This is a genomic window from Streptomyces desertarenae, from assembly GCF_042681365.1.
GTDB lineage: Bacteria > Actinomycetota > Actinomycetes > Streptomycetales > Streptomycetaceae > Streptomyces > Streptomyces desertarenae.
Window position 1 is genome coordinate 150,524 of record NZ_JBHUFU010000012.1, and the last position, 12,967, is coordinate 163,490.

General features: G+C 76.4%; 11 protein-coding genes. 5 read left to right on the forward strand and 6 right to left on the reverse strand.

Annotation, left to right across the window (positions count from 1 at the left end):
* Positions 1–14: 14 nt before the first annotated feature.
* The 3 genes from ACFSJS_RS20445 to rsmH form a co-directional block, all read right to left on the reverse strand.
* Positions 15–1,940 (reverse strand): peptidoglycan D,D-transpeptidase FtsI family protein, encoded by a 1,926-nt coding sequence (locus ACFSJS_RS20445; RefSeq protein WP_380902472.1) that lies wholly within the window; start codon positions 1,938–1,940, stop codon positions 15–17.
* Positions 1,937–2,299 (reverse strand): cell division protein FtsL, encoded by a 363-nt coding sequence (gene ftsL / locus ACFSJS_RS20450; protein ID WP_380902474.1) that lies wholly within the window; start codon positions 2,297–2,299, stop codon positions 1,937–1,939. The genes ACFSJS_RS20445 and ftsL overlap by 4 nt, the downstream gene beginning before the upstream one ends.
* A 119-nt stretch (positions 2,300–2,418) precedes the next feature.
* Complete coding sequence (rsmH, locus tag ACFSJS_RS20455; protein ID WP_380902477.1) at positions 2,419–3,396, reverse strand: 16S rRNA (cytosine(1402)-N(4))-methyltransferase RsmH; 978 nt, start codon at positions 3,394–3,396, stop codon at positions 2,419–2,421.
* Between the two features lie 426 nt (positions 3,397–3,822).
* On the opposite strand from rsmH, the gene ACFSJS_RS20460 reads away from it, so the two are divergent.
* The 4 genes from ACFSJS_RS20460 (at position 3,823) to ACFSJS_RS20475 (ending at position 9,439) form a co-directional block, all read left to right on the forward strand.
* On the forward strand, positions 3,823–4,353 hold the full coding sequence (locus tag ACFSJS_RS20460) for a beta-class carbonic anhydrase (protein ID WP_380902479.1): 531 nt from the start codon (positions 3,823–3,825) through the stop codon (positions 4,351–4,353).
* A 141-nt stretch (positions 4,354–4,494) separates the two neighbouring features.
* Positions 4,495–5,520 (forward strand): AAA family ATPase, encoded by a 1,026-nt coding sequence (locus ACFSJS_RS20465; protein WP_380902481.1) that lies wholly within the window; start codon positions 4,495–4,497, stop codon positions 5,518–5,520.
* Positions 5,520–6,923: a DUF58 domain-containing protein gene (locus tag ACFSJS_RS20470; protein WP_380902483.1), complete on the forward strand. Its 1,404-nt coding sequence runs from the start codon at positions 5,520–5,522 to the stop codon at positions 6,921–6,923. Before ACFSJS_RS20465 ends, ACFSJS_RS20470 begins: the two co-directional genes overlap by 1 nt.
* An 11-nt stretch (positions 6,924–6,934) precedes the next feature.
* Complete coding sequence (locus ACFSJS_RS20475) at positions 6,935–9,439, forward strand: DUF3488 and DUF4129 domain-containing transglutaminase family protein (protein WP_380902596.1); 2,505 nt, start codon at positions 6,935–6,937, stop codon at positions 9,437–9,439.
* 327 nt (positions 9,440–9,766) lie between these two features.
* Here ACFSJS_RS20475 and ACFSJS_RS20480 read toward each other — a convergent pair whose 3' ends face one another.
* The 3 genes from ACFSJS_RS20480 to ACFSJS_RS20490 form a co-directional block, all read right to left on the reverse strand.
* Complete coding sequence (locus ACFSJS_RS20480; protein WP_380902485.1) at positions 9,767–10,177, reverse strand: DUF3040 domain-containing protein; 411 nt, start codon at positions 10,175–10,177, stop codon at positions 9,767–9,769.
* Positions 10,178–10,433: 256 nt separating this feature from the next.
* Positions 10,434–11,183 (reverse strand): class I SAM-dependent methyltransferase, encoded by a 750-nt coding sequence (locus tag ACFSJS_RS20485; protein ID WP_380902487.1) that lies wholly within the window; start codon positions 11,181–11,183, stop codon positions 10,434–10,436.
* A gap of 165 nt (positions 11,184–11,348) precedes the next feature.
* The gene (locus ACFSJS_RS20490; RefSeq protein WP_380902489.1) at positions 11,349–11,939 is read right to left on the reverse strand and encodes an SAV_6107 family HEPN domain-containing protein; all 591 of its coding nucleotides are present in this window, start codon (positions 11,937–11,939) and stop codon (positions 11,349–11,351) included.
* A gap of 241 nt (positions 11,940–12,180) precedes the next feature.
* Here ACFSJS_RS20490 and ACFSJS_RS20495 point away from each other — a divergent pair, with 241 nt between their 5' ends.
* Complete coding sequence (locus ACFSJS_RS20495; RefSeq protein WP_380902491.1) at positions 12,181–12,798, forward strand: TetR/AcrR family transcriptional regulator; 618 nt, start codon at positions 12,181–12,183, stop codon at positions 12,796–12,798.
* Positions 12,799–12,967 lie beyond the last annotated feature (169 nt).

The window sequence follows — 12,967 nt, forward strand, 5'->3', positions numbered from 1 at the left end:
CGGTGCCCGGGTGGTCAGTCCCCGGGGTCGAAGGTGACGGGCAGACGGGGCGGCTCGGTCCCGCTGGGGGGGATCCGGAGGGCCTTGAGGGTGTACTTCATGACCTCCTGGTACACCGGGCCGCACACGTCGCTGCCGTGGTAGCTGCCCTTCTTGGGGTTCTGCACGGCGCAGTAGACGGTGACGCGGGGCTGGTCGGCCGGGGCGAACCCGGCGAAGGAGGAGGTGTAGCCGTTGTAGCGGCCGGTCTCGGGATCCACCCGGTTGGCCGTGCCGGTCTTGCCCGCCACCCGGTACCCCGGGATCCGGGCGGTGGTGCCGGTGCCCGAGTCGTCGGCCACCACCGACTCCAGCATGGCGGCCAGCGTCCGGGCGGTCCCCTCGCTCACGACGCGGGTCCGCTCCGGCTCCGGCGCGGGCCGCCACGTCCCGTCGGCGCCGGTGGTGCCGCGCACGATGGACGGCGCGACGCGCACACCGCCGTTGGCGACGGTGGAGTACACCGAGGCGGCCTGGACGGCGTTGACGGACAGGCCCTGGCCGAAGGGGATCGTGTACTGCTGGGAGGCGTTCCAGTCCTCCGGGTCGGCGAGGATGCCGGGTGTCTCGCCGGGGAAGCCCAGGCCGGTCCTCTGCCCCAGCCCGAACTTCCGCAGATAGGAGTGGAGCACCCGGTTGGCCTCCGCCTGGGTGTCGCCGAGCTGCTCGGCGGCCAGGATCGTGCCGATGTTGCTGGACCTGGCGAGCACCCCGTTGAGGGTGAGGTACAGGGTGGGGTGGTCGTGGTCGTCGGCGAAGCTGCGGTCGGCGCGCGGCAGCCGGTTGGGCACCACCACGTGGGTGCCGGGGGTGGCGGCGCCCTCCTCCAGGACGGCGGCCATGGACATCAGCTTGCTGGTGGACCCCGGCTCGAAGGCGTCCTGGAGCGCCGGGTTGCCCAGGGCGGAGGGATCGGCCTTCGACAGGTCGTTGGGGTCGTAGCCGGGGGCGCTCGCCATGGCCAGCAGCTCGCCGGTGCGCACGTCCTGCACGATCACGTAGCCGCTGTCGGCCTCGGACTCCTCGACCTGCTCCTCCACGGCCCGCTGGGCGGCCCACTGGATGTCGCGGTCCAAGGTCAGCTCCACGTCCGCGCCGGGCACGGCGGGCTGCTCCTGCTCGCCCGCGGTGGGGACCTGGCGGCCCCCGGACTGGGCGTAGGTGATCTTGCCGTCCTCGCCCGCCAGCGTCTTCTCGTACATCGCCTCCAGACCGCCGCCGCCCTCCCCCCGGGCGTTGACGAAGCCGAGCACGTTCGCCGCGAGCCGCCCGTTGGGGTAGACCCGTTTGGCGTGCTCCTCGGAGTACACCCCGGACAGCACGTGGACGCCGCCGCCGGTGCTCTCCTCGGCCAGTGCCCGCTTGAGGTCGGTGATCTGCCGCCAGACCTGCGGGGACTGCTGCCGGGCCAGGACGACGTAGCGGGTCTCCCCGCGGGAGAGCCGCTCGGTGAGGGTCTCCTCGTCCACGCCGAGGATCGGGGACAGCAGCTCGGCCGCCTGGGCGGGGGCGTCGGGCACCTCGGTCTGCTCGGGCGTGAACAGGTAGGGGTCGGCGGTGATGTCGTAGGCGTCCACCGTGGTGGCCAGCGCCACGCCGTCCCGGTCGGTGACGGTGCCCCGCTCGGCGGCGAGCGGAACGGTGATGTAGCGGTTGACGTGGGCCTTGCCGGCGTAGGTGCTCGCGTCCACGGCCTGCACCTGGAGCAGCCGCACGGTGAAGACGAGCATCACCAGGGTCAGCAGGACGCCGAAGAGCCTGAGCCGGGGGCGGTGCCCGACCAGCCGGATCGTCCCCGGCGGCCCGGGGCGGGAGGAGGGGCGGGGCGGGCGGGCGCCCCCCGCGGCGCGGGTCCTCCCGGCGGGGGGACGGCCGGACGTGCGGCGCGGGCGCTCGCTCACGGGCCCTCCACCCCCTCGCCGGTCCCGCCGCTCGCCCCGGCCCGCGGGGCCGGCTCGGGCACGCCGCGGACGGTGCCGTCCGGCAGGATGAACACCGGGTTCCCGCCGGGCACCAGGCCCAGCTCACGGGCCCGTTCGGTGAGCGGTCCGGGCGCCGAGTAGGAGTCCAGTTCCTGCTGGAGCGCCTGCTCCTCGTCGGTCAGCTCCTCGGCCTGCCGCTCCAGTTCGCTCAGTTCGAAGGAGCCCTGGTTGACGGCCGCGTTGAGCAGCAGCAGCGCCAGCAGCCCGGAGCCGAGCAGCAGGACGACCAGGACCACGAAGGGGGTGCGGGCGGGCGCGGAGGGGCCGCCGGCGGGCACCAGCCTCGCCAGCCGGGCCAGCCGCTGCTGCGGGGTCGGGGCGCCCGCGAGGACGCCTCCCGCCCCCGGGGCCGCGGACGCGCCCGGAGCCCTCCCCTGCCGTTTCCTCGGTGTCTCCTTCAGGGCTCCTCCCGGATGCGCTCGGCACCGCGCAGCCGGGCGGGCGCGGCGCGGCGGTTCTCGGCGACCTCCTCCTCGGTGGGGAGCTCGGCGCCCCGGGTGAGCAGCCTCAGCCGGGGCTGGTAGCGCTCGGGCACCACCGGCAGCCCCGGGGGCGCGGTGGTCGCGGCCCCCGCGGCCAGCACCTGCTTGACCAGGCGGTCCTCCAGCGAGTGGTACGACAGGACGGCGATCCGGCCGCCCACGGCCAGCGCGGCGACGGCCGCCGGCAGGGCCCTCTCCAGCACCGCCAGCTCGCCGTTGACCTCGATGCGCAGGGCCTGGAAGGTCCGCTTGGCCGGGTTGCCGCCGGTGCGCTTGGCGGCCTGGGGCAGTGCCGCGCGGATCAGCTCCACCAGCCGGGCGCTGGTGGTGAAGGGCTCCTTCTCGCGCTCCCGCACGATCGCCTCGACGATCCGCTTGGCGTGCTTCTCCTCGCCGTAGACGCGCAGGATGCGCACCAGTTCGCCCGGCGGGTAGGTGTTGAGGACCTCGGCGGCCCCGATGCCCCTGCTCTGGTCCATCCGCATGTCCAGCGGCGCGTCCCTGGCGTACGCGAAGCCGCGCTCGGCCTCGTCCAGCTGCATGGAGGAGACGCCGAGGTCGAACAGGACGCCCTGGACGCGCGGCACGCCGAGCCGGTTCAGCACCCGGGGCAGTTCGTCGTAGACGGCGTGCACCAGCGTCGCCCTCTCCCCGAAGGGCGCCAGCCGCTCGCCGGCCAGCCGCAGGGCCTCCGGGTCCCGGTCCAGCCCGATCAGCCTCACCTCGGGGAAGGCCGAGAGCATGGCCTCGCTGTGCCCGCCCAGTCCGAGGGTGCAGTCCACGACGACGGGAGCCCGTCCCCCGCCGGCCCCGCCGGGCTTCTCGAGGGCGGGGGCGAGCAGGTCCAGGCAGCGCCGGAGCATGACCGGGACGTGCCGCTCGTTGGTGCTCACTGGACTCTCTCCTCGAGCCGGCCCGTACGGCCTGGTCCCCGCCCGCTCGCGGTGGGGAAGCGGCCGGCGGCGCCGGGGAAGGGACGCCGGCGGCCGGGAGCGGGAGGAGGCCGGATCGTACGCGACCGTACGCGCGCCCGCGCACATGGGTCTGGAACGGGAAGCGGGGAGCTCGGCGCGTGTCCCGGCTCCCGCTTCGCGCCACTTTAGTCCACTCGTTCCCCTGGTCAACCAACCGGTCGGGCGCGTCACGGCGGCCGCCGGGCCGCCCGCGCCGGGGACCGCCGCCCCGCCCCGGCGCCGGGGTTCACTCCGACGGACCACCCCGCACCGGCCGTGTGGGGTACCTCACACCCGCGCGCGTTGACCGGCTTTGCCCCGTCTCACAGCAGGCCGGACGGAGAAGGGGCGGTTACGGTCATAGGTATGTCACCGTCTTCCTCCGAAGCTTCGGTCACCGACCGCCTCGTCGCCGCCAACCGGCGCTACGCAGCCGAGTTCACCGACCCGGGCATGGACGCCCGGCCGGTGCTGAAGGTCGCCGTGGTCGCCTGCATGGACGCCCGTCTGGACCTGCACGCCGCCCTCGGCCTGGAGCTGGGCGACTGCCACACGATCCGCAACGCCGGCGGCGTGGTCACCGACGACGTCATCCGGTCCCTGACCATCAGTCAGCGGGCGCTGGGCACCCGTTCGGTCGTCCTGATCCACCACACCGGCTGCGGCCTGCTGAACATGTCCGAGGACTTCCGGCACGAACTGGAGCTGGAGGTCGGCCAGCGGCCGTCGTGGGCCGTGGAGGCCTTCAAGGACGCCGACCAGGACGTGCGCCAGTCGATGGAGCGGGTGCGCACCTCCCCCTTCCTGCTGCACACCGACGACGTGCGGGGCTTCGTCTTCGACGTCACCACGGGCCTGCTGCGGGAGATCGACCCCTCCGGCGACGCGGGGCGGTGACGCGGGGACCGGTCTGTGTGAAGAATGCGTGAGTGACGGCTCCTGCCCCCGGGAACTCCGGGGGGCAGGTGTCGGTTGTTCTGGGTGGGCCGGCCGCCCACGGGGGAGACCGGCCCACGGAATTGGGCCGAGGAGGGCCGGGTGACGACCTATGACGAACGGGTGGACCTCAGCGATCTGACCGCCACGGCGGACCGGGTGCGCCGGTCGGTGGAGAGCGTGATCGAGGGCAAGCCGGAGGTCGTGCGGCTCTCGCTGACCGTCCTGCTGGCCGAGGGGCACCTGCTGATCGAGGACGTGCCGGGGGTGGGCAAGACCATGCTCGCCAAGGCGCTGGCCAGATCGATCGACTGCTCGGTGCGCAGGATCCAGTTCACCCCCGACCTGCTGCCCTCCGACGTCACCGGGGTGAGCATCTACGACCAGCAGCGGCACGAGTTCGAGTTCAAGCCGGGCGCCATCTTCTCCCAGATCGTGATCGGGGACGAGATCAACCGCGCCTCGCCCAAGACGCAGTCGGCGCTGCTGGAGTCCATGGAGGAGCGGCAGGTCACCGTCGACGGGCACAGCTACGAGCTGCCCGAGCCGTTCATGGTGGTGGCCACGCAGAACCCGGTCGAGATGGAGGGCACCTACCCGCTGCCCGAGGCGCAGCGCGACCGCTTCATGGCACGGGTGTCCATCGGCTACCCGAGCCCGGAGGCCGAGCTGCGGATGCTCGACGTCCACGGCGGGGCCTCCCCGCTGGACGGGCTGCGGCCGGTCGCGCACGCGCACGAGATCTCCACGCTGGTGGGGGCCGTGCGCGGCATCCACGTCTCCGAACCGGTCCGCCGGTACGCGGTGGACCTGGTCTCGGGCACCCGCGACCACCCCGAGCTGCGGCTGGGCGCCTCGCCGCGGGCCACGCTGCACCTGCTGCGGGCTGCGAGGGCCGCGGCGGCCCTGGCCGGACGCGACTTCGTCCTGCCCGACGACGTCCAGGCGCTGGCCGTCCCCGTACTCGCGCACCGGCTGCTGCCCACCGCGCAGGTCCAGCTGGGCGGCCGCACCTCGGAGCAGATCGTCGCGGACCTCGTGCGGCACGTGCCGGTGCCCGCCGCCGGCCCCCGGGAGGCGGCCCCCCGTCTCCCGCTGCACGGCCGGCAGTCCCAGCGGGGGTACTGATGGAGGGCGGCCCCGGCGCGGCGGGCCGGGACACGGCCGGGCCCCCGGCCGCGCCCCGGGAGCCCGGCCCCGGGGGCGGAGCGCCCCGGCCGTCCCCGCCCGGCGGGGACGGGGAGTGGCGGGGTTCGCTGCGCGCCGCGCTGGGCGGTCTCACCACCCGGGGGCGCTCCTTCCTGGCCGCGGGCGGTGCCGCGGTGGTCTGCGCCTACGTCCTGGGCCAGGCCGACCTGCTGCGGGTGGGGGTGCTGCTGACCGCGCTGCCGCTGGTGTGCGTGGTCGTCCTGCACCGCACCCGCCACCGGGTGGCGGCCTCGCGGATGCTCTCCCCCGCCCGGGTGCCCGCCGGTTCCGAGGCCAGGGTCCACCTGCGGCTGGACAACGTCTCGCGGCTACCGACCGGTCTGCTGATGCTCCAGGACCGGGTCCCCTACGTCCTGGGCCCGCGTCCGCGCTTCGTGCTGGACCGGGTGGAGCCGGGCGGCCGCCGCGAGGTCTCCTACCGGGTCCGCTCGGACCTGCGCGGCCGCTATGCGCTGGGCCCGCTGCAGATGCGCCTGAGCGACCCCTTCGGCCTGGTGGAGCTGGCCCGGTCCTTCAGCGCGTACGACACCCTCACCGTGGTGCCGCGCACCGAGCCGCTGCCGCCGGTGCGGCCGGGCGGCGAGAACGGCGGCCGGCACGGGGGCCGGTCCCGCTCCCTGGCGGCGGCCGGCGACGACGACGTGATACCGCGCGGCTACCGCCACGGCGACGACCTGCGCCGGGTGCACTGGCGCTCCACCGCCCGGTACGGGGAGCTGATGGTGCGCCGCGAGGAGCAGGCCCACCGGCCCCGCTGCACGGTGCTGCTGGACACCCGGCGCCGGGCCTGGGCGGGCTCCGGCCCGGGGTCGGCCTTCGAGTGGGCGGTCTCGGGCGCCGCCTCGGTCGCCGTCCACCTGCTGGAGCGCGGCTGCTCCACACGGCTGCTGACCGACTCCGGCACGCCGGTCCCCGGCCCGGAGGGCGGCGGCCCGGGAGGTTCCCCGGCGGAGACCGCCGGGCTGATCCTGGAGGCGCTGGCGGTGGTGGAGCGCTCCGGGGAGCCGGGGTTGGCGCGGGTCCGGGACGCGCTGGGCGGCGGCGACGGCAGCGAGGGGCTGCTGGTGGCGTTCCTCGGCCTGCTGGATGACGGGGACGCGGCGCTGCTCGGCGGGGTGCGGCACCGCTCCGGGGGCGCGGTGGCCTTCGTCCAGCGCGTCCCGGGCGAGCCCCCGGAGGGGGGCGGGCCCCGGCGGCTGCTGCGCGAGGCGGGCTGGACGGTGCTGCCCTACGCGCCCGGTGACGCGCTGCCCGCCCTGTGGCGGCAGGCCGACCGGAGCGGCGGCCTCGCCCCCGGACGGACCGCGGGAGGTGGACGGTGACGGGCGGACGGATGCGGCTGGCGCTCTGCGCCTGGATCGCCACGGTGGCGGCGGCGGGCGCGCTGCTGCCGCTGGTCGCCCCGGCGGGCTGGCTGCTCGAGGCCGGTGTGCTGCTGGGCGTCCAGACGCTGGTGGGCGCGGGGATGCGGCGGGCGCCGGCCGGCCGCCTGCCCGTGGTGGCGGTCCAGCTGCTGGTGACGCTGCTGCTGCTGACCTTCGTCTTCGTCCGCCGGGAGGCGGTGCTCGGGGTGCTGCCGGGCCCGCGGGCGCTGGAGGCGTTCGGCTCGCTGCTGGCGCAGGGCACCGCCGACGTCGGCCGGTTCGCGATCCCGGCCCCGGTCACCGACGGCATCCGGCTGCTGCTGGTCGGCGGGGTGCTGCTGATCGGCCTGCTGGTCGACGCGCTGGCGGTGACGTACCGCAGCGCGGCTCCGGCCGGGCTGCCGCTGCTGGCGCTGTACTCGGTGGCCGCCGGGCTCTCCCAGGACGGAACGCGCTGGGTGTGGTTCCTGTGCGCTTCGGCCGGCTACCTGCTGCTGCTCCTGGCCGAGGACCGGGAGCGGCTGTCGCGGTGGGGCTGGTCGTTCGGCCCGGCCGGCGGCCCGGCACGCCCCACCTCGCCGGACGGCCCCGCTCCGGTGCCGGTGCGGGGCGGGCGGCGGATCGGCGTGCTGGCCCTGGGCATCGCCCTGGCGGTGCCCGCCGCGCTGCCGTCGCTCGACGGCGGACTGCTGGAGACCGCGCGCGGCGGGAGCGGCGGCGGGCCGGGCGGCGGCACCGTCTCGGCGGTCAATCCGCTGGTCGCCCTCCAGGACAGCCTGAACCAGCCGGACAACCGCGCGGTGCTGACGTACACCACCGACGCGGAGAGCACCTCGGACCTCTACCTGCGGATCGTGGCGCTCGACCAGTTCGACGGCACGGCCTGGCGCCCGTCGGAGCGGAGGATCACCGAGCTGCCGCGGCCGCTGCCGCCGGTGCCCGGTCTGGCGCCGTCCGTGGAGACCGACCGGGTGACCTCCTCGGTCCGGGCGGCCGGGTGGTACGCGCAGAACTGGCTGCCCATGCCCTACCCGGCCGCCGAGGTCCGCGTCGGGGGGCGGTGGCGCTTCGAGCCGGAGGGCCGCTCCCTGGTGGGCGACCGCGGGCAGACCACCCGGGGCGTGCGGTACGAGGTGGAGAGCCTGGCGGTGCGGCCGACCATCGAGCAGCTGACGGACGCCCCCGATCCCCCCCAGCCGCTGCTGGACGAGTACACCCGGGTGCCGGACTCGCTGCCGGCGGTGGTGGCGCGGACGGCGCGGGAGGTCACCGTGGACGCCTCCGGCGCCTACGAGCAGGCCGTCCGGCTCCAGGAGTGGTTCTCCTCCGACGGGGGCTTCCGCTACGACACCCGGGTGAAGGCGGGCAGCGGCAGCGCCGCCATCGCCCGCTTCCTGGAGCAGCGGGAGGGCTTCTGCGTCCACTTCGCGTTCTCGATGGCGGCGATGGCCCGCACCCTGGGCATCCCGGCCCGGGTCGCGGTGGGGTTCACCCCGGGCGTCTCCGACGGCAGCGGCGGGATGGTGGTGGGGCTGCAGGACGCCCACGCCTGGCCCGAGCTGTACTTCGAGGGGGTGGGCTGGACGCGCTTCGAGCCCACCCCGAGCCGGGGCAGCGTCCCGGAGTACACCCAGCCCGACCTGCCCTCCCCCGGCCGGCCGTCCGTCCCCGAGCCGCGGCCGACCGGCGGCGCCGAGCCGGAACCCGCACCGTCCCGGTCCTCCGAGTGCCTGGCGGGGTACGGGGAGGACTGCGGCGCGGCGGCCGCCCCGCAGGACGGCGGCGGCGGTGGCCGGTCGCTGCCGCGGCGGCTGCTGGACGCGGTGGTGGGCGCGCTGCCGCCGGCCGCCGGGGCGGCGGCGGTGCTGGCCCTGCTGGCGTTCCCCCTGCTGTGGCGCAGGAGGGTGCGGGCCCGGCGGATGGACGAGATCTCCGCTCCGGAACCCGGGGAGCGGGTGGAACCGCCGGGCGGGGCCCTCGTCCCGCGGGATCCCGCGGGCTCCCCCGGCGGACCGCCGGGGTCCCGGGCCGCGCCCGCGGGGCGCGGCTCCGGCGCCCGTGCCCTCGCCGCCTGGCGGGAGCTGACCGACTCCGCCTGGGACTACGGCGTCCCGCCGCTGGAGTCGGCGACTCCGCGGGCGGCCGCCGAGCGCGTCGTGCGCCTCGGGCGGCTGGAGGGGGAGGCCGCCGCCTCGGCGCACCGGCTGGCCACCGCCCTGGAGCACGCCCTGTACGCCGCCGGGGCACGTCCGGCCCCGGAGCTGGCCGAGGACGTGCGGCGGGTGCGGGACGGGCTGCGGGCCGCGGCAGGCCGCCGCGAGCGGCTCCGGGCGCTGCTGCTGCCGCGGTCGTCCGTGCGGATGGTGTGGGCCGTCTCCGCGCGGTGGGCGGTGCTGGCCGAACGGTGGCGCACCGCCGCCGGGCGGTTCCGGCGGTCGGCGGCGCGCCTGGGGCCGTCACGCCGGAGGGTGTGAGGGCCACCGGTCCTCCGGGGCCGCGGCGCGGCCCCGGAGGACCGGCCGGGCCGGGGACGCCCCGGGCGGGGGGGCCGGAGCCGGGGAGCGACGCCCGCCCCGTCCCCGGGGCCGCTGCCGGGGGCTTCCGACCGGCCCTGCGGGGTCCGGCCGCCCTGCAGGCGCAAAGAACCGGCGCTCGCCGCGCCACCACGGGGGAGGCGAGCTCGTCCTGATCGCCATGGCCGACGCCAACCGCGACCCCGCGCGCTTCCCCTCGCCGCGCCACCACGGGGGAGGCCGTGGTGGCGCGGCGAGCGCCGGTACCCGTCGTGCTCCGGGGGAGCGTTACTGCTGTTCGTCGCGGCGGCGCTGCCAGCGCTCCTCGATGCGGTGCATCATCGAGCGGCGCGGCCGGCCCTGCCGTCGTGGATGGGACGGTCGCCCGCCGTCGTCGCCCCCACCGTCGTGGGACTGCTCCCCGGCCTTGGGGGCCTTGCGCCAGCCGGTCACCGCGAGGACGGCGCAGCCGAGCATCACGAGGAAGCCCAGGACGCTGACGACGACCACCTTCGCGACCATCCCGGCCATGAGGAGCGCGACGCCCACCAGAAAGCCCGCGACCGCCTGGTAGACCCGTCGCCGGGTGTACGTGCGCAGCTCGCCTCCCTCGAGCGCTGTCGCGAACTTGGGGTCTTCGGCGTACAGCGCTCGCTCCATCTGCTCGAGCATGCGCTGCTCGTGCTCAGAGAGCGGCACGGAGTCCTCCTACTCGTCGGTCGCGGGGGCGACCGGATGCGACCCTTCAAGGATAGGCAGGGATTCGCCCCCGTGAAACCCGCCCCTCTACGCCAGTTGTGCCACCGGGACCGGGGTGCCGGATAGCGGTTTCGGGCTTCTCATTCCCCTGCCGCCGTGCCGTCATGCCGGACGGTGCGCTTCGATCATACGGCGGGTAGCCGCCGTTCGGGCCGCCTGTGGTCCACCGCACCTCGCCGCGGGCCCGGGCCGGGACTCAGCGCGTACGCGCCAGTACGTGGAGCTGCGCCGCGACGGACCGGAAGGCGGGCAGCTCGGCGACCGCCTCCTCGAGCCGGGCCAGCGCCTCGGGGGCGCCCGGCTCGGTGTCCACCAGGGCTCCGGGCACCAGGTCGGCGAAGACCCGCACGCCGTGGACGGCACCGACCTCCAGACCGCTGCCGGCGACCAGCTCGGTGAGCTGCTCGGCGGTGAAGCGCCGGGGCATGGGGTCACCGCCGCCCCAGCGTCCGTCGGGGTCGGTGAGCGCCCGCTGGGCCTCGGTGAAGTGGCCGGCCAGGGCGCGGGCGAGCACCGCGCCGCCCAGGCCCGCCACGAGCACGCTCAGCGTGCCGCCGCGCGGACGCAGGGCGGCCGCGGCGTTGCGCAGCCCCTCTGCCGGGTCGTCGACGTACTCCAGGACGCCGTGGCACAGCACCACGTCGTAGCCGCCGCGCTCGGCCACGTCGAACAGGCCGTGGGCGTCCCCCTGCACGCCGCGCACCCGGTCGGCCACGTCCTCCTCGGCCGCGCGGCGCTCCAGCGCGAAGAGGGCGTCGGGGCTGGGGTCCACCACGGTGACGCGGTGGCCGAGCCTGGCGACGGGCACCGCGAAGTTGCCGGTGCCGCCTCCGGTGTCCAGGACCTCCAGCGTCTCCCGCCCGGCGGCCTCGGCCCGCTCCTCGAGCGCTTCCCTCAGGATCTCCCAGACCACGGCGGTGCGGACGTGTGCGTGGGGGCGGGACATGGCGGACGCTCCTCGGCGGCTCGGACGTGGCTGGCCCCAGCCTATTGCGTCCCCCCGCGCGCGGTCGCACGCCCCGTGCGGACGGCACGCTCCTCCCCGGCGGGGCACGCTCCTCCCGGCGGCGCGGCCCCCTCCGGCCGCTCCCTGCCCGCCCCCGGTCCGCCCTCAGCCGGCCCTCAGTCCGCGCTCCGCTCCTCCGGCGCCGCGCTCCCGGCCGCCGCGCCGGCCGGGCAGCCCCGCCGGCCCCGGCGCCCCGGGGCCTTCCCCGGCCCCGGGCGGATCCGCCCGGTCCGCCGGCCCCTCCGCGGCGACCGCGGGGCGCGGCAGCGCGGGCTGCTGCACCAGCATCTGCTCGACGATCCGCAGGAACATGCCGGCGTCGCGTATCAGGTCGTCGGCGTCCCGCGGGCCGGCCGCCCCCTCGATGCCCGCCTCGGCACGGGCCCGCTTCGGGGCCCCGGCGGCGAAGAGCCTGCTCCACTCGTCCAGCTCCGGGGCCACCTCGGGCAGGACCTCCCAGGCGCTGCGTATGCGCTTCCTGGCGCGTGCGGTGGACTCGGGGCGCCCGCGCACCGCGAGCACCGCGGCGGCGGTGCGCAGGGCGGCGAGGTGCGCGGTGGCGTAGCGGTCGTTGGGGTGCTCCAGCTCCGCCGCCTCGTCGAGGCCGTGCTGCGCCTGCGCGAGCAGGTCGAGCGCGGCCGGCGGGGCCGATGCCCGGCGCAGCACGGGGTGGACGTCCTTCGCGGGCCCGTTCATCTGCGAACCTCCTGTCGTCGGCTGACTGTGCTGTTCGCGTCTGCTGGTCTCGCATCGCTGGTCGCGACCGGGAACATCGTTGCGCATGCCACTGACAATCGGCTCCGACCTGGGCAAACACCATCCTCTTCCGGCCGGTCCGGCGTATCGGGACAGACTGCCGCCCCTCCGGTCCGCACGCCTCGGCGCGGCGGGCGGGCCGGGTTCCCGTCCGGCGGCGCGCATCGGTGAGAATCGGCGCATGCACAGCGCCCCGCGATGGACCGCCACCCGGCAGAGGCTCTACGACGCGGCCGCGGCGCTCATCTCCGAGCGGGGCTTCTCCGCGACCACGGTGGACGAGATCGCCGAGCGCGCCGGCGTCGCCAAGGGCACCGTCTACTACAACTTCGCCAGCAAGGACGGGCTGCTGGAGGCCCTGATGCTGCACGGTGCCGAGGAGCTCGCCGCCTCGCTGCGGCAGGCGGCGCAGGGTGCCGTCCGGCACGGCGGCGGCCCCGGCGGGGCGCTGGACGCGATGGTGCGGGCCGGGCTGGCCTTCATCGACCGCCGCCCTGCCTTCGCCAAGCTCTACGTCGCCGAGCTGTGGCGGTGCGACCGCCCGTGGCAGGAGACCCTGGCGGCCGTGCGGGGGCGCGTGGTGGCCGCGGTGGAGGAGGAGCTGCGCGCCGGCGCCGGGCCGGGGGGGCCGGAAGGCCGCCCCGACGTGTCGCTGACGGCCTCCGCGCTGGTGGGGACGGTGCTGGTGGCGGCGCTGGACTGGAAGGTGTTCCAGCCGGAGCGCCCCCTGGAGGAGGTGCACCGCGCGCTGGCGGCCCTGCTGGAGGGGCGGGTGGCAGGGGCGGGCGGTCCGACCTGAGCCGGACCGCCCGCTCCCTTCCCCCGTGCTCCCCCGAGCATTCCCCCGCGGACGGCCGCCGCGTCGCTCCGCCGCCCCGTGCCGGCGGTGCGGCGCCGCTTGTGCCCGCCGTCTCCGACTCTGCCGTCCGCGCTGGTCGAAGCCCATCCGTACGGGTACTCAGAACCCT